20 protein-coding genes are annotated in these 24447 nt (G+C 65.7%); 5 read left to right on the forward strand and 15 right to left on the reverse strand.

Going from position 1 to position 24447, the window contains the following annotated elements; all coding sequences use genetic code 11:
* Window positions 1–14: 14 nt before the first annotated feature.
* Window positions 15–167, reverse strand: a complete 153-nt coding sequence (locus AB3L03_RS18915; RefSeq protein ID WP_018456614.1) for a hypothetical protein — start codon at window positions 165–167, stop codon at window positions 15–17.
* A 118-nt stretch (window positions 168–285) separates the two neighbouring features.
* Between AB3L03_RS18915 and AB3L03_RS18920 the strand changes: the two genes are divergently transcribed.
* Window positions 286–462: a hypothetical protein gene (locus tag AB3L03_RS18920; RefSeq protein WP_157642977.1), complete on the forward strand. Its 177-nt coding sequence runs from the start codon at window positions 286–288 to the stop codon at window positions 460–462.
* A 95-nt stretch (window positions 463–557) separates the two neighbouring features.
* Window positions 558–680, forward strand: coding sequence for a hypothetical protein (locus AB3L03_RS18925; RefSeq protein WP_018456612.1), 123 nt, complete (start codon window positions 558–560; stop codon window positions 678–680).
* A gap of 67 nt (window positions 681–747) precedes the next feature.
* On the opposite strand, the gene AB3L03_RS18930 is transcribed toward AB3L03_RS18925, so the two are convergent.
* The 10 genes from AB3L03_RS18930 to AB3L03_RS18975 all read right to left on the reverse strand — a co-directional run bounded on the left by AB3L03_RS18930 (window position 748) and on the right by AB3L03_RS18975 (window position 11609).
* Window positions 748–1107 carry a hypothetical protein gene (locus tag AB3L03_RS18930; protein WP_018456611.1) on the reverse strand — a complete coding sequence of 120 codons (360 nt, stop codon included), beginning with the start codon at window positions 1105–1107 and terminating at the stop codon, window positions 748–750.
* A gap of 201 nt (window positions 1108–1308) precedes the next feature.
* Window positions 1309–2226, reverse strand: coding sequence for an MBL fold metallo-hydrolase (locus AB3L03_RS18935; RefSeq protein ID WP_247820887.1), 918 nt, complete (start codon window positions 2224–2226; stop codon window positions 1309–1311).
* A 128-nt stretch (window positions 2227–2354) separates the two neighbouring features.
* Window positions 2355–3137, reverse strand: coding sequence for a 3-hydroxybutyrate dehydrogenase (locus tag AB3L03_RS18940; RefSeq protein ID WP_368506869.1), 783 nt, complete (start codon window positions 3135–3137; stop codon window positions 2355–2357).
* A 34-nt stretch (window positions 3138–3171) separates the two neighbouring features.
* Entirely contained in the window at window positions 3172–4344 is a 1173-nt protein-coding gene (locus tag AB3L03_RS18945; RefSeq protein WP_204512831.1) for a patatin-like phospholipase family protein, read from the reverse strand.
* 32 nt (window positions 4345–4376) lie between these two features.
* Window positions 4377–5174 (reverse strand): acetoacetate decarboxylase, encoded by a 798-nt coding sequence (locus AB3L03_RS18950; RefSeq protein WP_018456607.1) that lies wholly within the window; start codon window positions 5172–5174, stop codon window positions 4377–4379.
* 77 nt (window positions 5175–5251) lie between these two features.
* Window positions 5252–6457 (reverse strand): NAD(P)/FAD-dependent oxidoreductase, encoded by a 1206-nt coding sequence (locus tag AB3L03_RS18955; RefSeq protein WP_368506870.1) that lies wholly within the window; start codon window positions 6455–6457, stop codon window positions 5252–5254.
* A 103-nt stretch (window positions 6458–6560) separates the two neighbouring features.
* On the reverse strand, window positions 6561–6851 hold the full coding sequence (locus tag AB3L03_RS18960; protein WP_085348874.1) for a hypothetical protein: 291 nt from the start codon (window positions 6849–6851) through the stop codon (window positions 6561–6563).
* 98 nt (window positions 6852–6949) lie between these two features.
* A complete protein-coding gene (locus AB3L03_RS18965) occupies window positions 6950–7909 on the reverse strand; it encodes a helix-turn-helix domain-containing protein (protein ID WP_368506871.1) in 960 nt (319 codons plus the stop codon).
* A 212-nt stretch (window positions 7910–8121) separates the two neighbouring features.
* Window positions 8122–10785, reverse strand: coding sequence for an EAL domain-containing protein (locus AB3L03_RS18970; RefSeq protein ID WP_204512827.1), 2664 nt, complete (start codon window positions 10783–10785; stop codon window positions 8122–8124).
* 137 nt (window positions 10786–10922) lie between these two features.
* The gene (locus AB3L03_RS18975; RefSeq protein ID WP_026233205.1) at window positions 10923–11609 is read right to left on the reverse strand and encodes a hypothetical protein; all 687 of its coding nucleotides are present in this window, start codon (window positions 11607–11609) and stop codon (window positions 10923–10925) included.
* A gap of 186 nt (window positions 11610–11795) precedes the next feature.
* On the opposite strand from AB3L03_RS18975, the gene AB3L03_RS18980 reads away from it, so the two are divergent.
* Window positions 11796–12824 carry a LysM peptidoglycan-binding domain-containing protein gene (locus AB3L03_RS18980; protein WP_018456601.1) on the forward strand — a complete coding sequence of 343 codons (1029 nt, stop codon included), beginning with the start codon at window positions 11796–11798 and terminating at the stop codon, window positions 12822–12824.
* Window positions 12825–12966: 142 nt separating this feature from the next.
* Entirely contained in the window at window positions 12967–14256 is a 1290-nt protein-coding gene (locus tag AB3L03_RS18985) for a Spy/CpxP family protein refolding chaperone (protein WP_051113002.1), read from the forward strand.
* 102 nt (window positions 14257–14358) lie between these two features.
* On the opposite strand, the gene AB3L03_RS18990 is transcribed toward AB3L03_RS18985, so the two are convergent.
* Together AB3L03_RS18990 and AB3L03_RS18995 are read right to left on the reverse strand one after the other, a co-directional pair.
* Complete coding sequence (locus tag AB3L03_RS18990) at window positions 14359–16806, reverse strand: adenylate/guanylate cyclase domain-containing protein (protein WP_085358499.1); 2448 nt, start codon at window positions 16804–16806, stop codon at window positions 14359–14361.
* A 284-nt stretch (window positions 16807–17090) separates the two neighbouring features.
* Window positions 17091–19160, reverse strand: coding sequence for an AsmA family protein (locus AB3L03_RS18995; RefSeq protein ID WP_368506872.1), 2070 nt, complete (start codon window positions 19158–19160; stop codon window positions 17091–17093).
* Window positions 19161–19395: 235 nt separating this feature from the next.
* On the opposite strand from AB3L03_RS18995, the gene AB3L03_RS19000 reads away from it, so the two are divergent.
* Window positions 19396–20070 carry a Crp/Fnr family transcriptional regulator gene (locus AB3L03_RS19000; protein ID WP_018456597.1) on the forward strand — a complete coding sequence of 225 codons (675 nt, stop codon included), beginning with the start codon at window positions 19396–19398 and terminating at the stop codon, window positions 20068–20070.
* A 201-nt stretch (window positions 20071–20271) separates the two neighbouring features.
* On the opposite strand, the gene AB3L03_RS19005 is transcribed toward AB3L03_RS19000, so the two are convergent.
* Together AB3L03_RS19005 and AB3L03_RS19010 are read right to left on the reverse strand one after the other, a co-directional pair.
* The gene (locus AB3L03_RS19005; RefSeq protein ID WP_018456596.1) at window positions 20272–23421 is read right to left on the reverse strand and encodes an efflux RND transporter permease subunit; all 3150 of its coding nucleotides are present in this window, start codon (window positions 23419–23421) and stop codon (window positions 20272–20274) included.
* A complete protein-coding gene (locus tag AB3L03_RS19010) occupies window positions 23421–24350 on the reverse strand; it encodes an efflux RND transporter periplasmic adaptor subunit (RefSeq protein WP_018456595.1) in 930 nt (309 codons plus the stop codon). Before AB3L03_RS19010 ends, AB3L03_RS19005 begins: the two co-directional genes overlap by 1 nt.
* Window positions 24351–24447 lie beyond the last annotated feature (97 nt).

Below are 24447 nucleotides of genomic sequence, written 5' to 3' on the forward strand. Positions count from 1 at the left end.
GTATCGGTGGAGGTCTACCGTATCGCCGCTGTGCGCGAGGGCAGATGGAGCCCGGGCCGGGTGTGGGGCGGCCCGAGCACGGTCCACACGGTGACCGCGAGCAGCGCGCAGGTCAGGATCGTCCAGGCGACGAGTCGTTTCCGCATCAGGCCGAATCCGTCAGTCATATGAAGAGAATGCTCCCGGGGAGCGGGCTTGGCGATCGTGCACTGCAAATCCGCGGCGATCCTATGAACTCGTTCACAGGCGAACCGAACCAATGCCGCGCGAGCGCATTGAACCGGCATGCCCCGTGAAAACGATCTCGAAGGTAAGCCCGACATGGGCGGCAAGCATGGCGGTCAGGCCGGCCAGCCCAAGTCGCCGCCGCGCCCGCGTCAGGGCGAGCGCGATGAGGACGTCGTGGCAAAGCGCCACACCGGCCAAACCGATCCCAACTCCGCGCCGACCAAACCAAAATAGCATCTCGCCCGCGCTGCACTCGCACCGGGAACGGCAGCCTCGTCTTGCCGTTACCCTGATCCCGCGGCGGAGCAGATCGAAACGGAGGCTGGCACGTGTTTTGGATTTATTGGGACACCGCCTGGTCGCTCATCATCAGCGGCATCATGTTCGCCACCATCGTCGCCCATCCCGACTCCGAGTTCGTCGAGATCCACGCGGCCAAGCAGGTCAAGTGAGCCCGCGCCGGCCGGTTTGACGGCGCATCATCGCATGCTGCGCCGAGACGGGACGAAGGTTGAGACCTCAAATCATGCTGCCGGGCATGAAGCAGCGGATCATGGCGCGGCCGTTGACGTAATACGGCCAGACCATGGTGCGGCCGACGCGGTTTGGCTCGGTGATCACGGCGTCGTCGGGCACCTCGATCCAGTCGCCCAGGAGTCTCACGCGATAATGTCCGTTGCTGGTGTCCCAGTCGACATCGTCCAGCGCCGTGCCATCGGCATCGGCACAGCAGGGACCGCCGCCCTTGCTGCGCAGGCTCTCGAACCAGCCCTTGAGGGGCGAGTTCGCGTAGCGACCGTCGTCGCGGGCCTGCACGGATGGGCCGATCATGGCGGCAACCGCCACGAGAGTGATCATCCTGAATGCCGCGATCGCCATGTCGCCTCGCTCGATCTCGCGCGCGCACGAACGCAGACGAGGAGCCGCCTGCGCTGCACGGACGCAATGCTGGCTGGCGCCGCCGACCGGTTCCAGCCGTCTCAGCGGGGCGATAACCGCGAGGGTCGATGTTTGATCCTATTTTCAAGGGCGCGGACTTATCGAGTCCGCGCCCTGCTTCAGCTCCAACCCGGCAAGCGGTCAGTAGTCCCAGAACACCGGCACCCAACGGAAGGCGTCGCCGTCGGCTGCCACCCGGCCCACGGACGGGAACGGCAGGTGCGTGGCCACCAGCATTTCCCCGGTCTCGGCAAGCTGTCGCAACAGACGGATGCGAACGCGCGCGGCCTCCTCGGGGTCGTGTTCGAACCCGTTAAACCAGTCGGGTTGCTCGAACCCGACGGCAAACACGGCGTCGCCGGCGAATGTCAGCGCGTCATCGCCGGACGCCATGCGAACCACGCTATGTCCGGGGGTGTGACCGCCGGTGCGACGGGCGATGACGCCAGGTGCAATCTCGTGCTCGTCATCGAACAGCCTCAGCTTATTGCCGTACTCCTTCAGGAACTGCTTGGCGGTCGATCGAAGCGCGTCCGGAAAGCCTTCCGGCATGGCAGTGCGGGAGAAATCCGGCTTTTCCCAGAACTTGACCTCGGCGGCCGCGACGTGGATCCGCAGGTCCTTGCGCAGCTGCTGCTTCACGCCGTCGACCAGCAGGCCGCCAATGTGGTCCATGTGCAGATGAGTCAGCACCAGATCGGTCACCGCCGAAAGATCGATGCCGGCGGCCGCCAGTCGCCTGATCAACTGCCCGGCGCGCGGCAAGTTCAGGTTCGGATCCGAACCCAGTCCGGCGTCGATGAGGATGGTCTTGCCGCCGCTGCGAACCATGACGGCGTTCAGCGCCCAGTCGAAAGCGTCCTGCGGCAGGAACATGTCGTGCAGCCAGGTCGCCCGCACCGCCGGGTCGGCGTTGTGCGCGAGCATCTTGGTCGGCAGCGGCAGCACGCCGTCGCTGACCACCAGCACGTCGATCTCGCCGATCTTCAGTGCGTAGCGCGACGGAACGAGCTCTTCGGGTCCCGATGACACGGGATATGAGGTGTTGTGCAGATTCATGTTGGTCTCCTGTTTCAAGGTTGAGGCACTTGGTTGGTGTTGACTCTGGCTGGTCCTGGTTGAGCAGGCCGCGCCGCCAGCGAGAGCGCGGCCGTCATCGCTTGGTGAGTTAGAGGCTCGTCACGCGCTCATTGCGCGGTCCAGCCGCCATCGACGGAGATCGTCGTCCCCGTGATCTGGTCGGCCGCGGCCGAGCACAAGAAGGCGACGGTGCCACCGATCTGCTTAGGGGAGGCGAAGTCCAGCGATGGCTGTTTTTCGGAGAGAAGCTCTTCGGCCGCTTGCTTCTGGCTGATGCCTTTCTCCGCCGCGATGTCGCTAATCTGTTTCTCCACGAGCGGCGTGCGCACCCAGCCGGGACAGACCGCGTTGCAAGTGACGCCGCTGCCGGCGGTTTCGAGGCCTACCACCTTGGTGAGGCCGACGAGGCCATGCTTGGCCGCGACATAGGCTGCCTTGTGGGTGGATGCGACGAGACCATGCGTGGAAGCGATGTTGACGATGCGACCCCATCGCTGCTTTTTCATCTGGGGCACGGCCGAAGCGATGCCGTGAAATGCGGCCGACAGGTTGATGTCGAGAATGGCCTTCCACTTGGCGGGCGGAAACGCCTCGACCGGTGCGGTGAACTGGATGCCGGCATTGTTGACGAGGATGTCGAGCCGTCCAAAGTTCTCGATGGTTGCCGCGATCATTCCGCGCACGGCCTCACCATCAGACATGTCGGCGCCGTCATACGCGACGCGGACGCCGTCCTCGCGTTCGATGCCGCTGCGGATCTTCTCGATCTCCCCCGGATCTCCAAAACCGTTCAGGACGATATCGGCGCCGAGCCTGGCCAGCTCTCTTGCGATCCCGAGGCCAATGCCGCTGGTCGATCCGGTGACGATCGCTACTTTGCCTTTCAACATGAAAAACTCCTTTCGATGATGGTTGCCGGCGAGGTCAATCGCGGCGGTGAATGTCGTGGGTGACGATGCCGAGTTCGGAAGGCGGCGGCTCGAGGCGCCGTCCGTCGGCCAACGTGCGGCGGATGTCGTCCCGTCCACTTTGCCAGTGCGCGCGCATCGCTTTCGGTCCGAACTCGTAATCCTTGGAGTGACCTTCGTGGAGCTTGGACTGGTAGATCAGGTGGATGATGTTGTGGGACCGGTGACGGGCGAGCTCGGCGATGGCGCGCATTTCGGGATCGTTTCTTGCGGCGTCCGGCAATCTGTCGATCGTCCGCTGCAGCGCCTGCCGCATCTCCTGCATCCGTAGCGCCTGGTCGGTGACGGCGCGGGTACGACTGGAATACTGAATGTCCTTCTGCCGGCTCGACACCTCCATCATGTCGTGCGGCACGCGGCCCCGCGCCGACCAGAGATCGATCTGGAACGTCAGCGTGTCTTTCGCATCGCCCGACAGGACGCGAGAGAGAGGCGTGTTGGAGACCACGCCACCATCCCAGTAGTGCTCGGAGTCGATTTCGACGGCGGGAAATCCGGGCGGCAGCGCGCCCGAAGCCATGAAGTGTTTCGGACCGAGCCGCCGCTCGGCTGTGTCGAAATAGGTGAGATTGCCGGTGCGGACGTTGACCGCGCCGACGCTGACACGCACTTCGCCCGAGTTCAGCCGGTCGAAATCGACGAGCTGTTCCAGCGTCCGTTGCAACGGCGCCGTGTCATAGAAGCTGGTCGACGCGTCGCCGGAGAAGGGCGACCACAGGGGCGAGGGGAAGCGCGGCCTGAAGAAGCCGGGCTGGCCCTGGAACAGCGCGCGCATCGCGGCAAGCGTGTTGTGCAGTGAGTTGAAGTCGAACGCGAACGGTAGCGCACCGGCCAGTCCCTCGCCGGCAGGCCATTCCACCGGGGTTGCGCAGATCGTCTCCCAGAACTCGCGCAGCCGTGCCACGCGCTCGTCTTCCGGGGAGCCCGCGATGATCGCGGCGTTGAGCGCGCCGATCGAGATGCCCGCCAGCCAGTTCGGCCGGATCCCGGCCTCGTGCAAGCCTTCGTAGACGCCGGCCTGGTAGGCCCCGAGCGCGCCGCCGCCCTGCAGCACCAGCGCAACGACATCGTAGGGCAGCGGATTGATCGGTCGTGCGGAATCGATTTGTTCGCGTGTCACGTTGAACATGGTGACTACTCCTTGCAATGCGACCTGTTCGGTCAGCCCGCGTGTGTTTCGGTCAGGATTTCAGATCCGGCTCCACGCGATCGCGCCGCCGCGGACCGCTCCAGATAGTCGTGCACCACGGTGCCTAATCCGAGCGTCAGATCGGCAACGATATGCTTGGCCGAGAGCACCTGAAGAACCGGCAGCTCGGCGACCGGTGCGAGCGCGTGGGAGAAGAGATCGAGCGCGGCGGGCCCCGTCCATGCGCCCTTCACCGTCACGTCCTCGAGATGGAAGCGCACCAGTTCGCAAATGCGCGCGGTGCCGTCGACATGCGGAATGATCTTCAACAGAAAATTGGGAGCGATGAGCTTTCGTGCTTCGGTGGAAAGATCGAGGGCGCGATGCTTGTAGCCCATAGTGCCGGTGGCGATGCGCACCGAGCCGTAGTCGAGCGTGCCGACCAGGGTATCGGTCTCGACGGCCAGCTTCGGCTGGGCCAGCTTCTTGGGAAAGCCCCACAGCTCGCGGCCGCCGGCGATCGGCGGATGATCGTTGAGGAACATCTGGTGGACGAAGCTGCCGGTCTGGCCGCGGAAGGACACCGGGATGATCTGGCCGCTTTCCGTGTAGTCGCCGAAGCCGGTGGAATCAGGCATGCGAATGAATTCGTAATTCACCACAGGCTCGGTCAGCTCCAGCGGCTCCGGCACGATCCGGCGCAACGCCTCCGGGTCGGTCCGGTACTGGATGATGAAATATTCGCGGTTGATGAAGCGATACGGGCCGGGCGGGAAAGCCGGATTCGTCAGCGGCATCGCGAAGGCGACGTTGCGGATCTGCTGGTTCATGCTGTGGGTTCCTGAATGGTCGGTGCTGTGGCGGGCCGCGCGCCCCGCGGGAGCGCGGCCATCATCACGTGAGGCGTCTAGACTTCGGTCACGCGTTCCGGATCGGCCGACGCGAGCGCCAGGGCGCGCTCCGCCTTCGGCGGATAGATCCAGACGGTGTTGATCTCACGCTTGGTCTTCTTGGCGACATCGCCGACCAGCTCGACCTTGCGCTCCCAGCCGCGTGTGAACAGCGCGCCGGCTTCGCCGAGGTCGAGGCAGGTGACGTAGGCCTTCTGGTGGTAGGGCTTGGTCGGAACGCCGAGCAATTCGGCCGCGGCATTGTTGCCGGCAAAGGCGCCCATCCGCGTGGCGTGCTGGCACGACATCAGTGCGTAATTGCCCTCGTCGTCGCAGGCGGCGCGTGCTGCGTCGCCGGCCGCGAAGACACCCTGAACGCCTGGCACCTGCAAGCAGCGATCGACCAGCAACCGTCCGAAATTGTCGCGCTCGGCGGGAATCTGCCCGGTCAGCGGCGCTGCACGCATGCCCGCCGCCCAGATCACCGTCGCGGTTTCGATGTGCTCACCGCTGGACAGGGTGACGCCGCTCTCGTCGAGCGCGGCGACGCCGGCACCGAGCCGTGTCTCGACGCCAATCTTGCGCAAGGCTTCCTCGATGACGGGGCGGGCGCCTGCACCCATGTCGGGTGCGATCGCAGTGTTGCGATCGACGATGACGACGCGAGTCCTGGCATTGGGGCCTAGGATTTCGCGCAGCCGCGTCGGTATTTCGGTGGCCGCTTCGATCCCGGTGAAGCCGCCGCCGGCGACGACGACCGTGTCGCGTCCGTTCACGGCAGGCCGCTCCGCGAGGCCATGCAGATGCTTGTCGAGCGCAACGGCATCGTCGAGCGAATCGACGCTGAAGCCGTGCTCGGCGAGGCCCGGAATGTTCGGACGGAAGAGCCGGCTGCCGGTGGTCACGACCAGGCGGTCGTAGGACAGCGTCTTTCGCGGGCCCTTCGCGGGCGCGATCTGCACCGTTCGGGCCTCGGTGTTGATCGTCTCGGCGCTGCCCTGGATGTAGTCGACGTCGATCGCCTCGAGGACGTCGAGCAGCGGGGCCGTCACGGTTTCCGGCTTCGACTCGTAGAGCCGCGGACGGACCACCAGCGTCGGCTCCGGTGAAACGAGCGCGATCTGCAGATCTTGCGGCGAGGCGCCCCGGATGTCGCGCAGCCGGGCTGCGGAAAGCGCGGCGTACATGCCGGCGAAGCCGGCCCCGATGATGACGAGTCGCATGAATTTTCTCCTTGGTTGCTGTTCGAAAGACCGCGCGCGACCGCGCTGCTGCGTTGAGAACAGCGTCCGGCGTCGGCGCGTGGGGTGGGTTGGATGGCTGGCCTCAGGGCGCGATGCAGCGTGCCTGCAGCGAATTCGGTGGCCGGCCGTAACCTAAGACGACGGGCTGAAGCTCACTTCGACTCCAGTCCTGATAGGGAAGGCCGGCGCCATTTCGGATCATGATGGAAACGGGCGGTTGTGCCGGGTGCATGGTGTAAGCCGGAATTTCCACTTCCTCGCCCGTCGCCGACGTGAAGCGAACGGCCAGCGAGAGTCCGTACAGGGTTGCGGTCGCGAGGCTTCGGCGGCGTGAGGCAATCAGCCGTCGGCTGACGAAGTTTTTCCAGGTCATCTTTGGTCTCCCTCGATTGGTCTGGACATGGAGATGATGTAGCTGACCCGATTTGCCGTTGCCCCAGCGCGATTGCCGTCGCTGTCGAGAGATTGCTGCTAACGCATACGCCTGCGCCAATCGCTCGGCGTCTCGCCCGTCAGCTTCTTGAATGCTGCGGCGAAGGCCGTTTGCGAGGAGTAACCAAGCGCCGCGGCGACCGAGACGATCGATTCGTCGCTCTCCCGCAACATGTTCATGGCCTGCTCGAGCCGGTGCTGACGCAGCCAGGCATGCGGCGATAGCCCGGTGCTCTCCTTGAAGGAGCGGCAGAAATGGAAGCGCGACAGTCCGGCATCGGACGCCAGCGCATCGAGCGAGACGTCCGCTTCGCTATCGCAGCGCAATCGTTCGATCGCACGGAGCAGGACCTTCGGCGCCAGCCCGCCCATGGTCGGCTGGAACGTGGTTGGCGAGCCTGCATGCGCAGCCAAAAGGCGCGTGGCCAGAAGATCCGTGAGCTGATGCCGGAACAGCGCATCAAGGACGCCATGGCCCTCCAGCGAATCCGCGGCGCTCAGGAGCAGTCGGGACGTGATGGTGTCGGGATGCGCCGTTCGCTCAATCAATTCGGCGGTCCCGGCGGTCCCGGCCTCGCCAGCGACGCGCTGCAGCGTTGCGTCGGGAAGGTAAAGCTGCACGACGTCGACGGGCTTCGGAATGTCCCATCGGGAGCTCGACCCTTCCGGAACGATGTTCACGACCCCCGGACGAAACGTGCCGATCGCGATCGATTTTCCCGAGCGCCGCTCCATGCGCTGCATCACGCCTTTATGCGCCATGATCACGTGGTGGCGCATGGGCTCGACGACGTCGTGCAGCGCATCATGTTTCCAATGCGCGATCCCCGCGCCGGAGGAGTCCAAGGCCATGCGAAACGGCTCGGTTCTGAGCACGCGCGCCATCTCCGCGTCGGCGGCGCGCCGCTCGGACGTCGAGCGATCGACAGGCTGTACGTCGGGTGCGGGCGGCAAGCCCTTGTGCGAGGGATTGCGCATGAGTGCAGTGTTCCCGGTCATGATGTGGCTCCTGCTGATCAGCTCGGGCTTTCGATCAGTCGTCCGTATTTGTACGGAACGGCGCGTGTTCTAGGCGCCGTGGCTGCCGGGCGTATTTCCTGAACCCGCCATGTTTTGTCCGATCCTGCTCCAAGCCGGCCGGCGCTTTCGCGAACGCACGGCGGGCGGGAGTGGACAGAGATGTTGATGACAAAGCGTGCGGCAGTGCGCCGCTAGGCCGCGGCCGCCTGCGCCGACAACAGCTGCTTCAGTTTCGCGGCCGGCACGGCCGGGCTGAACAGCCAGCCCTGCATCTGGCTGCATCCGAGCTGGAGCAGCACCGCGCGCTGCGCTTCGGTCTCGACGCCTTCCGCGGTCGTCGCCATGTGACGGGCGGCGGCCATGTGCACCACCGCCTGCACGATCGGCGAGGAATCTTCCGACTGACCGATGTCGCTGATGAAGCTGCGGTCGATCTTGATCTTGTCGAACGGGAAACGATGCAAATAGCTCAGCGACGAATAACCAGTGCCGAAATCGTCGAGCGCGATGCGCACGCCGAGCTCGCGCAGCTGCTGCAGGATCGTCAGCGCCTCCTGGTCGTCGCGGATCAGGACCGTCTCGGTGATCTCGAGCTCGAGCCGTCCGGGCGCGAGACCCGACTCGGCGAGTGCGGCTGCGACCTTCAGCGCCAGCGTCCGCGAGCGGAACTGCACCGGTGAGACGTTGACCGCGATGTGGATGTCGCCGGGCCAGGAGGCCGCCTCGAGGCAGGCCTGCCTCAGCACCCATTCGCCGATCTCGCCGATCAATCCGGTCTCTTCCGCAACCGGGATGAAGTCGGCGGGCGAGACCATGCCGCGTTCCGGATGGTGCCAGCGCAGAAGCGCTTCGCAGCCGGTGACGACATTGGCCGCGAGATCGACCAGCGGCTGGTAGTGCACCTCGAACTCGCCGCGGGCCAGCGCCTGCCGCAGATCGAACTCGAGCTGGCGGCGCAGCCGCGCCTTGGCGTCGTATTCGGGCGCGAAGATACGGAACGTGCGGCGGCCCTCGGATTTCGCCGCATACATCGCGAGATCCGCGCGCTTGAGCAGATCGTCGAGATTGTCGCCATGGTCGGGGGCGATCGCGATGCCAATGCTGGCATCGGTCGGGATTTCCTGGCCGTTGCAGTCCACGGGGGCGCGCAGCGCCTTCAGGATCTGCTCGGCGAGAGCCGTCAGCTCGGCCTCGTCGCGGCTGCCGGCCTTGACGATGGCGAATTCGTCGCCGCCCAGCCGTGCGACCATGTCGCTGCCGCTGACGCAGGCGCGCAGGCGGTTCGCGACCTGGCGCAGCAGCTCGTCGCCGACCTCGTGGCCCAGCGAATCGTTGACGCCCTTGAACTCGTCGACGTCGATATAGAGGATCGCGAACGGCTTGCCCTGGGCAAGCTCGGCGACGCGCCGCTCCAGATGGCCGCGCATCAGCACGCGGTTGGGCAGGTCGGTGAGGGCGTCGTAATGCGCCATATGCGCGATGCGCTCGTCGGCGCGGATGCGCTCGGTGACGTCGTCATGGGTCGCGAGCCAGCCGCCGCCGGCGCCGGGCTGGTTCTTGATCTCGATCAGGCGGCCATCGGAGGTCTCGACTATCGCGCTGTGGGTCTGGCCGACGCTGCCCAGAATGCCGTCGCAATAGGAATCGACGTCGCCGTCGAACGAGCCGGTGTCATGGCGATGCTGAATCACGTCGCGGAAATACGCGCCGGGCTTCACCAATTCGGCCGACAGCCCGTACATCTCGATGTAGCGGCGGTTGCAGACGATCAGCCGCTGGTCCTGGTCGAACATCAGCAAGCCCTGCGTCATCGTGTTCATCGCGGTGTCGAGCTGCTGCTTCTCCACGGCGAGCCGGCGCGTCATCTGGCGGAAGATGGAATAAAGCGTCAGCACGAGCAGGCCGATCGACAGCACGGCGACGGTCACGAAGAATTTGGTCTGCGTGTGCCATGTTGCCAGCGTCGCATCCAGCGACTTGGTCGCAACCACCACCAGCGGCTCGCCGGTCAGGAGGCGTGCGGCGACGATGCGATCCTTGCCGTCGATCGGGCTTGCGAGCTGGGTCGTGACGAAGGTGCGCTCGAACACCGCCATCTGCTCGCGCGTGCCGTTGCGGAAATTCTGCCCGATCATCGCCTCCACATGCGGAATGCGCGCCAGCAGCTGGCCGTTCTGGTGGTGCATCGCGATCGAGGAATCCTCGCCGAGCCCGCTCGAGGCGAAGAAGGATTCGAGCTGGTCGGGCGTGATCGCGCGCGAGACCAGCCCAAGGAATTCGCCGTGGGGACCGGAGACGCGGCGCGCGAACACGATCGCCGGTCCGCTGCCCAACCGTCCCGGCACGACCTCGATCTCTTCCTGCGACGCCGGATCGTTCTTGAGGCGATTGAAATAGCCGCGGTCGGCAACTGAAACATCGGCGACCGGCCAGCGCCGCGACGAGTTGATCAGCACGCCCTTGGCGTCGAACACGTTGGCGCCGGCGACGTCCGACCAGCCGCTGGCTTTGGCGCGCAGCGCCTCGTGCACAGCGAGCGTGCCCATCTCGCTGCGGAAGACGTCGGCGGAGTCGATACCATGGCTTTCGAGCTCGGCGATGATGCTCTTCTGCAGCACCGCGAAGTCCTCGAACTCGCGGTCGAAATGGCGCGCGAGCAACCGGACCGCGCTCTCCACGCTGTCGCGGCCGCTTTCGATCGCATTCTGCCGGAAGCGGTCGACGGTGAGCGCGGTGCCGATCGCCATTGCGGCCATCAGCACGAAGCCCCCTGCGATCAGCCATGTCAGCGGCGCGCCGCGCCAACGGCGCAGCAACGCGCGCATGCGCGCGCTCCATCGGATCGATGTGCCCATGCAGCCCTCCCGTGGGATGCAAGATGCGGCAAAACCGACAAGACCACGTTACCAGTGAGGGTTAGGAAAACATGAATCGGAATGGAATCAGAGGGTTGGTTCCATCGCTTGTCTGAAGGTGCGGGGCCATGGTTCCCTCAGCGTCGGATTTCCCATCGCAACGCTTCCGCATTGGTCTTGGCGAACATCGCCGGCACGTCGAAGGTCCCGGTCTTGAGATCATAGCGGCAGCGCCAGTCGGCCAATCCCTTCACGGCGACGTTCTTCGGGTGCTTGTCCATTTCGCCCGAGATCACAAGGTAACGGTTGTCCGGCCAGTGCACGCCAAGCCCGCGATAGGCCTCTTCGGTGCCTTTCACGAGATTGGCCGAGATGTGGTAGTCGAGCTTCATCTTCCCCGTGTCCGGCCGGCTGTGGAAATAGGCCCAGGCCAGATCGCTGAACGAGGTCTTCGTCACGCTGACGAAGGCGCCTTTGTCGACATGGTAGAGATAGAGGTCCTGCTCGCCGGAGCCGGTCTTCTGCATCCGCACCAGCCATTGCGAGTCGGGGGTGAAGCGGAAGCCGGCGCCGTAGCCCTGCTCGGGCTTCAGCTCCGTCATCTGGTCGCCACGCCTCGCCCAGGCCTGCCATTTGACGTCGAAATCTCCGCTGTCCTTCATGTACTGCTCGATCTTGGTGGCTTTGTCGGGCGAGGTGAAGGCTAGATCGGCATCGTCAGTGAGAGCGAAGCCAGACGGCGGGCCGGAAGCGGCGAGCGCCGGAGTTGCGGCCAGGATGAGGGCAACCACCAGCCATTGTGCGGGACGGCAAAATGCGGTCACGGAAAAAATTCCTCAAGAAAAATGCCGCGATGCGGCCTCGATCATTTGACGCCGGCGGGGGTGCGCCGGCTCATCCCGGCGTGCCGGCGCATCATCCCATCGACCGTCTTGCTGCCGTGGCCAAAACGGCGCACCTTGCCGGCTCGATTGATTTGCTAGGTTCTTCCTGATCAAGGTTCGTTTCCGATGGTGACCGCGACCAAGGCCTTCATTGCATTCTGTCTGCTCGCGGTGGGCGGCACCGTGCTGGTGATCGGCCCCACCGAGCTGCGTCGCATGCTGCCGATCGGGGCCAAGACCGATTCCGTGGTCGCCGCCAAGCCGGAGGCCAAGGTCGAACAGAAGGTCGAACCCAAGCCGGAACTCAAGCCGGAACTCAAGCCGGAAGAGCCCAAGCTGGCCGCAAGCGCGCCGCCGGTGCCGGCCGCGTCCCCCGCTGAAACGAAGGCGGGTGCGCTGGCCGAGACGCAAAAGCAGGTCACGGCCGCGCTTGCCGATCTTGCACCGGTCAAGCCGCCGCCGGCGATTGCGGATACCGGCCCCCGCTTCGACGTTGCACGCGTCGACGATCACGGCGAGGCGGCGGTGATCGCGGGCCGGGCGACGCCGGGTGCCAAGGTCGAGCTGCTGCGCGACGGCAAGCCGATCGACACAGTCGTGGCGGATGCGTCGGGCCAATTCGTGATGACGCCGCCGCAGCTTCCCGCCGGTTCCTACGAGCTGACCTTGCGGGCGAAATCGCCTGACGGCACCGTCACGCAATCCGGCCGCAGCATGCCGGTCGTCATCGCCGAAGCCGCACCGCCGCCCGCTCGCCCTGCACCGGTCGCGCGGCAAGAGGCGAAACAAGAGGCGAAGGCCGAGAAGCCCGACGACAAGTCGGATGTCGTGGCATCGGTGTCGGACAGGCCCGCAGCCCGGCCGAGATTGATGGGCGCACCGAAACCGAAGGGCGGATCGGGGGTCATGGCGCGGGCGCCCGCGGCCACGACCGTTGCATCGGCCTCGCCGGCGGACGCCGTCAGCGGAGCAGCGGCGGAAACAGGCGGCAGCCGGGTGATCTCTCGCGGCGACAGCCTGTGGGCGCTCAGCCGGCTCGCTTACGGCGACGGCGCCCGCTTTGCGGTGATCTACAACGCCAACCGCGCCAAGATCCACAATCCCAATTTGATCTATCCCGGCCAAACCTTCGTGCTGCCGCAAAAGGCGGAGTAACACCGCATCGGCTCTGCCGGGGCGCGTTGCGACGCTTTGCCCTGTACGCTTCCGGAACATTTGGTTCCCTCGCGCGTCATGGTGATGCGACGCGATGTGCGCTTGGCGCCGGAGGAGGGCCAAGGTGGACAGGTCAGTGGTCATGTCGAGATCACGCTTGGCACTCAGGCCAAGGCTGGGGCTGGCGCTATCAGGCGTAACCCTCGTGATTCTGGCCGTGCTGTTGCCAGGTCGCGCCGAGGCGCAGTTCGGCTTCCGCGGCGGCCCGCTCGGTGTTGCGCGCTTTGCCGTCGGCCACATGATCGGCATGTCTCGCTTGCGCCATGCCCGCATGGCGGTGCGGGGCAGCCGATACCGCTCCGCAGCGTTGAGGTCGCAAGATCCTCGCGGCGCAGAGCGCGGCCAGCCTGCGAATCCATACGTGCTCCGTGCGGCGATGACCGCGCAAGCTGCGCTGTCGGGCTGGCGTGGCGGCCGTCGTCCGCAGGGCTGGTGGCGCCATCCCGACGGCAGCTACGGCTGGGTCGGCCCGGTGTTCTGGCCATTCGCGCATGACGATCTCACCACCGCGATCATCCTCGGCGATACGACCAGCCTCTCGCTCTACGGCTATGGCGACATCTATGCCGCGATCTTCGCGCCCTATGCGGCCACCGAGCTTGCGGCCTACACCACGCCGCAGGGCCGGCGCGGACGGCGGGTCCCGACCGCAGAGACTGTCTGCGATGCCAGCGACACCGGCGGCCTGCCGGTCGATCGCATCGCCGCTGCCGTGCAGCCGAATGAATTGCAGCGCACAGCGCTCGACGAGCTCGCCACCGCGTGGGCATCCGCGCGCGACACCATCCGCGCCGCCTGTCCGACGCAGGTCCCCGCGATGGCCATCGAGCGCCTCGGCCTGATGCGCGAGCGCATCGAGGCCATGATCAAGGCAACGGACGCCGTCGCACCTTCGCTCGCAAAATTCCTCGACCTCCTCGACGACGACCAGAAGGCCAAGCTCGATGGCCTGGCCAAGGAGCGCCGCGCCGCGCTCGCGTCGATCCAGCAAAAGAATCCCGAGGCGGCGTCGGCCTGCCAGGCGGACAGCGATCCCCGCTACGACGAGAAGCTGCAGCGCCAATACGAGCAGCTCGTGCAGCAGCAATGGCCCGCGGCCGAGATCGCCTCCACGCTCAAGCTCGACGACACCGCCCGCGCCCGCCTCGACGTGCTCCAGGACACCACACTGCGCACCATGGAAACGCTCAGCGCCTGTCCGTCACAGGCCCCACCGACACCACAGGCACGCCTCACCGCCGTGAAGGCGCGGCTGCAGACGATGCTGCAAGCGGTGAACGGCGTCAGTGACGCGCTCGACGATTTCGAAGCTGACTTAAGCGACGAGCAGAAGGCCGGCTTCGAGGCGATCGGGCCGAAGCGCGGGGTGTGATCAACCGCACCGCCTCCAGCCAATTCCGTGCCCGCGTAAGTCATTGATCTTGCAGGCCCCTGCTACTGTGCATGGGGTTGTTTTCGCAGTTTTTTGTTGTGGCTACCCTCTTCGCCTTGCCGCGGCGGCATCCACCACGCTCTCCACCTCCTCGCGCCACGACAGGATCTCCATCGCGAGCACGGGGTGGTTGAAGCCCTTGAGCACGAGATCGTCGAGCGCGCGGGCTTCGACCCAGGGCTCGACCATGCCGTAGACGCGGCGGCTGACGACGACCTGGCCGGCCTTGGCTTCGTCGCAGAGGCGGGAGGAGAGATTCGTGACGCTGCCGATCGCGGCATATTCCAGCCGCTGCTCGAAGCCGATCTGGCCGAGCGTGGCGTAGCCCATGGCGACGCCGACGCCGAAGCCGAGCGAGTGGCCGCGGTTCTTCCATTTCTCGGTCAGCTTGCCGATCGTGTCGCGCATCTCGACCGCCATCTTCACGGCGCGCTTGGTATGGTCGGCGAACTGAATCGGCGCATTGAACAGGATCATCACGCCGTCGCCGGCAAAGCGGTCGAGCGTGCCTTCATAGCGGTGGATCAGCTCGCCGAGCGCGGCGTGATATTCGCGCAGCACGTTCATCGCCTCTTCCGGCTCGGTCGCCTCGGTGAACGAGGTGAAGCCGCGCAAATCGCAGAACACGACGGTGACCTCGCGGCGATGGCTGTCGAGCAGCGCATCGTGGCCGTCGGACGAGGCGATCAGTTGCGCGACTTGCGGCGCGAGGAAACGTTCGAGCCGCTTGATGCGGCCGATCTCTCCCAACTGCTTCTCGACCCGCTCTTCCAGGGAGCGATTCCAGTTGCGCAGCTGCTCGGTCTGCTCCTGGAGCTTTGCGGCCTGCTGCTGCACGGTTTCGTGCGCAGCCGCGAGTTCGCGGCCCTTGTGGTCGACCTCGGTGAACAGCCGCGCATTGCGCATCGCCAGCACGGCCTGGTTGGCGAACGTGCGCATCAGGCCGATGATGCTGGCGGCGAACTCGCCGCTGGCGCGGCGCAGCACCACCAGCGAGCCGAGCGTGCCCTGCTGGTCGACCAGCGGCACCACCAGCACCGAATGGAAGCCGGCTTCGATCGCGACGTCGCGCAGCGGCTGCTCGGAGGCCTGGTCGAGATCGGGTAGCGCGATCGGTTCGCCGCTCCCGGCCGCATCGCTCAGGATATCCTGGCCTTCGTCGATCGTGACATGGGCGCCGTCGGCGGATTTGTCGATGCCGTTGGCCTCGACCAGATTGAAGCGGCGCGCCTGCGCGTCATAGCCGTAGATCAGCACCGCGTCGGCATGGGTGATCTCGATCGCGCGCGCGGCGATCGTCGGCAGCACGGCGTTGAGATCGAGCGAGGCTGCGACCGCGCGGCCGACCTCTTCCAGCACCTTGAGCTCGTTGATCGACTGCGCGAGATCGCGGGTGCGCTCCTCGACCTTGGTCTCCAAGTCCGAATAGGTCTCCTGGATCTGGTCGGCCATGCGGTTGAACTGGCCGGCGAGATCTTCCAGCTCGTCCGCGGTGTGCACCTCGATGCGATGGCTGAAATCGCCCTCGCCGAGCTTGTGCGCGCCGTCGCGTAGCGCCGTGATCGGGATGATCATGCGGCGCGCCAGAAGCGTGCCGGCAAGGATTGCGACCAGCAGGCCCATGCCGATCAAAAGCGCAATGCGCACCAGCTGGTCGCGGATCGGCATCAAGGCCTGCGTGGCCGGCTGCTCGAACATCACGCTCCAGCCGAGCTTCGGCACGGTGCTCGCGGCGCTCATCACCGCATGGCCGTTGAAGTCGGTGCCCGAATTGTCGGGCTCGTGGCCCGGTGCGACCGCGGCCGCAACCTGCGGCAGCTTCGACAAATCCTTACCGATCTCGGGGCCTTTCGAGGACGTCGCCAGCACGCGGCCGCGCGGATCAACCACATAGGCGAAGGCGGCTTTGCCGACCTGGGCGTCGGTGAGGTACTCGGAGAGAAAGCTGAGGTCGAGCTCGGCCACGGTGACGCCGGCGTTGAAACCGGAATGCGCCACCGAGATCGACATGAACGGCGTCCGGTCGGAGAACCAGGCCGGCGCGTAGCTGACGCCGCGGGCGACGGTGTCGGTGAAGCGCATGTCGCGGGAGAGGTCGGCATTGCTGCCGGTCGTGGTCGACTGGCGCGAGACGCGCAGCACCTCGCGGCCGTCGCCGTTGAGCTGGAACAGCTGAGTGACGACCGAGACCTGGTGCAGCAGTTGGGCGTAGTCGGCGCGGCGCTTCTCGAGTGTGTCCTGGCTCGCCCGGGTTACCCAGCTGATCTGGCGCTCGAGCTCCGAGATCGACTGCTCGATCCGCCGCGCGGCAGCCTGCGCCTTGTCCTCGAGACCGTCGGTCAGCTGTGTCTTGGTGGCGCGGTAGGAGATCCAGCTCTCCATCGCGCCGTTGACGGCGAGCACGAACACGACGAGGCCGACGAGAGAGACGACGTATTTGGCGAACAGACCCTCGCGCAGAAACCGTGTCTTGTCGTTCGCTCCTGCCATCCCGATCCTCTCGCGCCGCCATCGGCGCCGGCGCTACGGGCCGCACGGACCCTGCGAGCCTTCTAGCACAATTTGGTCCCAGGGGACTGTGAAGGGACTGGTCAAGGGACGGCCGAGCACCCGGCGTGGTTACCGGCCTCGGTTACTCCCTTGGATGCTGGCAGGCGGAAGCATGGTGAATTGTCGCAGTCTCATCCGTTTGGAGGAAGCCGCGGCCGGGGACGCCGATGTAAGGGGATCGCCTTGGCAAGGGAGGGCTGGAGTCCAGCGCTTTGGTCCTGCAATCATCGATTAAAGAGCTGCCGCAGCACGTCGTTCATCGGCTGGCTGTCCTGCTGCGCCGCCGGCGGGTCCTCCAGGGCGGGGGACGCCGGCGAGGCTTGCGGCATCAGTGCGGATGGCGCTGCAGGCAGGCTGCGGCTGCGGCCGGTGGCAGTCCCGGTCCCGGTGCCGTTTCCCGCGCCACCGGAAAGTCCCTGCTGGATCAGATTGCCGAGCGCCTCCCCCAGGGGGCCGCTGAGCAAATTGTTCTGTCCGGCGGGCTGCTGGCTTTGCGGATTGGCAGTGCCGGCGGCATTACCGCCACCCGGCGCGGTGGCTCCCCCGAGACCAAGGCTGCCCAAAATATTGCCGAGCCCGGCCCCATCAGCGCCGAACAGCCCCCTGCCCATCTCGCGCAGCTTGGCATAGGCGGCGTCCGGATTGTCCAGCATGCCGGCCATGTCGGGATAGATTCGCGGCTGCGACCAGGTGCCCTGGATCATCACGGGAATGCCGAAGCCGACCGGCTCGGCGGCGCGGCCCTGGCCTTCGGTCGTCATCACCAGTTTCGGCTCGACGCGAAAGCCCATCATCTTGGTGTCGAGTGCGATCGTGCCGGCACCGGTCACGCGGACGAGCGGTCCGGTCAAGTTGAGATCGGTGGTCACCGCCTGGCCCTTGTCGATCCGGAACGACGCCGAGAGCTGCGACAAATCCGTGCTCTGCTCCCGACTGCTGTCTCCGTTTTCCTGCCAGCCGGACAGCGTGCCCGATGTCAGCGAGCGGATCATCTGTGCGACGTTGATGCCGCGAATGGCGCCGTCCTGGAAATTGACGAAGGCCGTGCCCTGCATGTTCGCCATCAGCGCGCGCTGGCTGCTGCCGGCGCTGCGCAGCGCGAGCTTGGCCTGCAGCTTGCCGTCGATCCGGTCGAATTCGGCGAGGCCCTGCAGCAGCGGCAGCGCGCGCACGCCGGCGAGGTCGGAATGCATGGCAAAGCTCGGCGCGCCGCTGGTCGCATCCAGGATCAATTCGCCCGTAACCTGGCCGCCATAGGCGCCGAGATTGGCGGTGCCGGCCTTCAGCACGCCGCCGGCGAGTTTTGCATCGACCGCCAGCGGCGCGAGGCGTGCCTCGCCGATCACCGCCTCATGCGCGGAGATCCTGATCTGCGCATCGACATAGTTGAGCCCGGAGACGTCGATCGGCGCATCGCTCCAGGGCTGCCCGGACGCGCCTTCCGGCGATTTCGCCAGCGGGATCGCGAGCCGCTGGAAGTCGAGATCGAGCTTGACGAGAGGCTTGCTCGCGATATCGACCGAGGCCCAGCCATTGAACGCGCCATCGCCGAGCGTGCCATTCAGGCCGTTGATCATCACGACATCGCCGCTCAGCCGCATCTCGGCATGGCCCGCGAGCCGGGACTTCAGCACGTCCGGCATGTCGATGGCGAAATCCACCGGAATGGTCGGTCGGTCGGCCGGCGGCGCTGGCGTGGTCGCCTTGATGTCGAATTTGGTCGGATGCTCGCCGACCCGTGCGGTGCCGGTGATGTTGAACTTGCGGTCGCGGCCGACGATCGCATCGGCATTGACGGCGCTGATGCGGCTCTCGACGCGATCGCGCACGCGCGCGAATGCGATCTCGCCATCGGTGACCTTGATGCGATCGATGGCGGCGCCGTCGAGATCGAGCGCGACCGGCTTCGACGTGCCGCCGGCATTCGGCAGGCGCTCACGCAGCAGCGGCTGGTAGAGCACGGGATGGGTGACGACGAGCTCGCTGATCTTCGGGCGGCCCGACCAGACGCTTGAGAGCGACATGTCGGCCCGCACGCTGTCGATGGACAGGCGCGTGATGCCGCTGCGGTCCTTGGGGTCGGCAAGCGTGAGGTCGTTCAGCGTCACGTTCAGCGTCGGCCACAAACTGATTCTAGTGGTGCCGTCGACCGACAGGCGATAGCCGGTCGCGCTCTCGACACGCGAGGCAATCGTCGAACTCAGGAAGCCCGAGGGGATCCCGACCACCAGCAGGAGTGCGATCACGATGACGATTGCGGCCACCGCCGCGCCGGCGAATTTCACGGCTCTCATATCGACTTTCCAGCGGCGGACGATCGGCGTCGAATCCGGCACATGACCGTCATTTGCACCCGTCCTTGGCTCCTGAGTTTATCCCGGGACGGGAAGCGGCTCCAAGCACGTAAAAATAGTCTGGGGGTGCTGCAAAGTTATGTGACTTATGGCACACTTCCCGGGCGCGGTTTTACGCGATCTTGATGTTGATGGTTCCAAGCGATTTGCCAACGAAATTCACAAGGATATTGAAATGAGCAAGCAGGCCGAATTTGCGGTCATCCTCAAGATGAATGCGATGTTCGCCGATCTCGGCGCAGACGAACTCCAGCGGCTGGCGAATCTCTGCCACACCCAGCATCTGGGGAATGGCGAGGTGCTGTTCCAGAAGGGCGACCCAGGCGATGCGCTGTTCGGCGTGCGCCGAGGCCAGGTCCGTATCGAGACCGGCGCCTCCGACGGCAGCCGCCTGACGCTGAACTTCATGGGGCCCGGCGACCTGTTCGGCGAGGTTGCGGTGCTGGATGGCCAGAGCCGCACTGCGGACGCCACCGCGGGCGAAGCCAGCGAGCTGTTCGTGCTGCGGCGCGAAGACTTTCTCGCCTTCCTCGAACGCGAGCCGAAAGTCGGGATCAAGATCATCGCGCTGCTCTGCCAGCGCATCCGCTGGCAGAGCGAGCGCATGGAAGAGTCCATGCTCCAGCCGCTGCCGGTTCGCCTCGCGCGGCGCCTCTGCGCGCTCGCCGCCGATTTCGGCTCGGAGGTGCACATCTCGCAGGAGCAACTCGGCGTCTTCGTCGGCGCCGCCCGCGAGAGCGTCAACCGCCAGCTTCAGGCCTGGCGCAAGGAAGCGATCCTCGATCTCCAGCGCGGCCGCATCCTGCTGCGGAACATGACCAAGCTGACGGCGATCGCGCGCAACGAGTAGGGGGGCCGTTAGGCTGGGTCGCTATCGGGGCGAAGGAGTTCGTCAGAAGAGTCTCAACTCGCGACCCACGCTTTAACGACCTCGATCGGCACAGCACGACCGGTACGTCTGAATGCCTGGTAGCGAAGACGATCCTCCGCTATGTCGGGTTCTCGGATGGCGCTCGCTGAACTGCCTCGTGTGCTTGACGCTGGTGCACATCTACTCCGCCGCAGGGTGCACGATGTTCTTCGGCCGCGGCCTCGCTTCGGCCGGCGCAGCTCCGTGATGACTTGCGCCCTCCGCATCTTCGCTGTGCACGACCAGCCGCTTGGCGAAGCGCCAGATCAGGGCGCCGAGATCGTCCATCACCATGAACATCGCGGGCACGAACACCAGCGACAGGATGGTCGAGAAGATCAGGCCACCGATCACCGCGAGCGCCATCGGCGAGCGGAACTCGCCGCCCGCGCCGACCGCGAGCGCGCTGGGCATCATGCCCGCGGCCATCGCGATCGTGGTCATCACGATCGGGCGAGCGCGTTTCATGCCTGCGTCGATCATGGCTTCTTCGCGCGGTGTGCCGGCGTGAATGGATTCGATGGCGAATTCCACCAGCATGATCGCGTTCTTGGTGACGATACCCATCAGCATCAGGATGCCGATCCACACCGGTGTCGTGAGCTGCTTGCCGGTGATCAGCAGGGCCGCGATCGCGCCGCCGATCGAGAGCGGCAGCGAGAACAGAATGGTGATCGGCTGCAGGAAGGTGCCGAACAGCAGCACCAGAACGGCGTAGACCATCATCAGGCCCGCCGTGATCGCGGTGGCAAAGCCTTCGGACAGTTCGTTCAGGCTTTCGGCGTCGCCGGAGGGGGAGACCTTCACGCCCTTCGGTCGGCTCTTCATGACCGGCAGATCGTAGATCTTCTTGGTGGCGTCGCCGAGCGCGGCGGAGCCGACGAGATCGGCCGCGACGGTCGCCTGTCGCTCGCGATCGTAACGGTTGATGCTGGTCGGACCCTGGTCGAGCTTGACGTCGGCGATGACGGACAGCGGCACGCCGCCCTTCTCGCCGTGCTCGCCGAGCGGCACGCGCAACTGTTCGAGCGTCTTCAGATTGCCGCGCGCGGCATCCTCGAGCTGCACTCGGATCGGCACCAGACGGTCGCCAACGTCGAACTTGGCAAGCGCGGGGCCGACGTCGCCGATGGTGGCGACGCGGATGGTCTGCGATAGGCTTTCGGTCGAGACGCCGAGCCGTGCGGCGAGATCGGCGCGCGGTTCGACGCGCAGCTCGGGCCGCTCCAGCGTGGTTTCCGAGATCACGTTGGAGATGGTGGGAATCCGCTTCATCTGCGTCGCGAGTTCGCTGGCGACGTTGTTGACGATGTTGGCGTCTGCGCCGGTCACGACCAGCGAGATGGCGCGCAGGCCGTTCTCGTCGAGGAACCAGAAGCGGATGTCTGGAATGTTCTCCAGCTCCTGGCTGATCGAGAATTCGAGCTCGCGCTGGGTGATGTCGCGGCTGTCCTTGGGCGTGTAATTGATGATCAAGGCGGCGCGCCGGACTTCCTGGGTCCCCGGTGGAACGCGGCCGCCGTCGACGAAGATGCTCTTCACCTCGGGCCGCTTGCGCAGGCGCGCCACGATGTCTTCGGTGACTTTTTCGGTGTAGGCGAGCTGCGTGCCCGGCGGCAGCTCGAGCGCAACCAACGAGCGCGAGCTGTCCTGCGCCGGCAGGAAACCCTGCGGCAGCAGCGTAATGCTCCAGATCGAGGCGGCGAAGACGCCGAAGCCGACCAGCACCGTAATGAAATAGTGCTTCACCGACCAGGCCACGAGCCTGTGATAGGACCGCAGCACGCGGCCGGGCGGCGGCTCTTGGTGATTGCTATGTTTGAGGAAGTAGGCGGCGAGCACCGGCGTGACGAAGCGCGCCGCGAGCAGCGAGAAGAACACCTGTACCGAGACGGTGATGCCGAACTGCTTGAAGAACTGTCCGGCGATGCCCGACATGAAGCTCGCGGGCGCGAAGATTGCGATGATCGTCAGCGAGATCGCGATCACCGCGAGGCCGATCTCGTCGGCGGCTTCCAGGGCGGCACGATAGGGCGACTTGCCCATGTTCATGTGCCTGACGATGTTCTCGATCTCGACGATGGCGTCGTCGACCAGAATACCCGTCGACAGCGTGATGGCGAGGAAGCTGACGAGGTTGAGCGAGAAGCCGAGCAGGTCCATCGCCCAGAATGCCGGGAAGATCGACAACGGCAGCGAGATCGCGGCGATGATGGTGGCGCGCAGGTCGCGCAGGAACAACAGCACGATGACGACGGCGAGGATGGCGCCTTCGAACAGGGTCGAGATCGCCGCGTGGTAATTGCCATTGGTATATTCGACCGAGGTGTCGATCACCTTCAGGTCGACGTCGGGATAAGTGGCCTTGAGCGTGTCGATGCGCTTCTGCACGGCCTCGGCGACCTTCACGTCGCTGGCACCCTTGGAGCGCTTGATGCCGAGCGCGACGATCGGCTCGCCGTTGAAGCGGGCGAAGGTACGGCGGTCTGCGATGGTGTCGGTGACGGTGCCGAGATCGTCGAGCCGGACCTCGCCGCCGCCGAACAGCGGAATCATGGTGCCGGCGAGATCGCTCAGCGTCTTGGCGCCGGCGAGGGTGCGGATCGCCTGGTCGTTCTTGCCGATCTCGGCGCGGCCGCCGGCGACGTCGACATTGGTGCCGCGCAGGCTCTGGCTGACGTTGACGGCCGTCAGCCCCATCGACTGCAGACGGTCGGGATCGAGCGAGACCAGGATCTCGCGCTCGACACCGCCGATGCGCTCGACCTGGGCGACGCCGCGCACGCCTTGCAGCGCGCGCTTGACCACGTCGTCGACGAAATAGGAGAGCTGCTCCGGCGTCTTGCCGGGCGAGATCGCGGCATAGGTGACGATCGGCAGGCCGATGACATCGACGCGCTGGATCAGCGGCTCGGTGACGTTCTGCGGCAGGTTCGAGCGCACGCGCGTCACCGCGTCCTTGACGTCGTTGAGCGCGCGGTCGGTGTTGGTTTCCAGCGCGAACTGGATTGTCGTCACCGACAGGCCGTCGGTGATCTGCGAGGTGATGTGCCTGACCCCTTCGACACCGGAGACGGCGTCTTCAACCGTCTTGGTGACCTGGGATTCGAGCTCGGCGGGTGCCGCGCCGAACTGCGATACCGCGACCGAGATCACGGGAATGTCGGCCGAGGGTAGCCGCGTCACCGCGAGCTTGGTGAAGGACACCCAGCCGAGGATCAGGAGGATGATGGAAAATACGACCGACGGCAGCGGATTGCGGATCGACCATGCCGAGATATTGAGAGCCATCAGCGTACCCGCGTGCGATCGAGTTCATCAGCGAACATGGTCTTGATCTGGTCGCCGTCATGCAGCGAAGAGCCGGCGTCGGCGACGACGATCTCGCCGACATTGAGGCCTTCCAGGATTTCCGTCGCGCTGTCCGAAGACAGCCCGACCCGTACCTTGCGCGTCTCGACAATGTTGCTCTTGACGACCTGCACGGTGAGATGGTCGATCGCGGTCTTGGGAACCGCGACGCCGCAGCTTCGCTTGGCGTCGATCGAGGCGCGGGCGAACACGCCGACTTTCAGCGAGGGATTGTTGGTGACGCTGATGCGCACGCGGCCGAGCTGGGTGGCGCGATCGATTTCGGGCGCGACTAGCCTGACCCGCCCGATCAAATCGGGCGCGTCGTCGCGGCTGATGCGCACGGTCGCGCCGGAGCTGAGCTTGGCCATGTGCACCGCGGGCACCTGCGCGTCCAGCTCGATCTCGTTGTTGACGGCGATACGGAACATCGGGCCGGCCTGCGGCGAGGCCGGCGCGCCGACGATGGTGCGGACCTCGGTGACGAGGCCCGGCGCAGAGGCCTTCAGCGAGACCGGACCTTGCGGGCCGGGCCGCGGCGGCTGGCCCGGAATCTGGGGCGGTGCGGTCAGGCGCGCCAGCTCCTGATTGTCGGTGACGAGGGTGCCTTCGGTGACGAAGAGGTCGGTGACCCTGGATCCCTCCTGGTCGGCGACGACCACGGCTTCGCGGCGCGGCACGAAGAAGCCGGTCACCCGGACCAGGTCGGAGAAGCAGGCATTGGTCGACTTGGTCACGATGACCAGCGCCTCGCTCGGCGTTTCCTTGGGCTCGGCGCGGTGCCGGTGCTCGAACAGATAATAGCCGACGCCGAGCGCGACGACGAAGATCACCGTTCCGGCTGGCTTGAGATATTGGGAGAGGTTCATTGCCGGATCGTCCTGGCCTGGCTCACGGCCATCCGCGCGCGGCCCATGGAGAGCGTTTCCCTGAAATAAAGCAGCGTCCCGCAAGGCTGCGGGACGC

The sequence above is a fragment of the Bradyrhizobium lupini genome (assembly GCF_040939785.1).
In the GTDB taxonomy this organism is placed as follows: Bacteria; Pseudomonadota; Alphaproteobacteria; order Rhizobiales; family Xanthobacteraceae; genus Bradyrhizobium; species Bradyrhizobium canariense_D.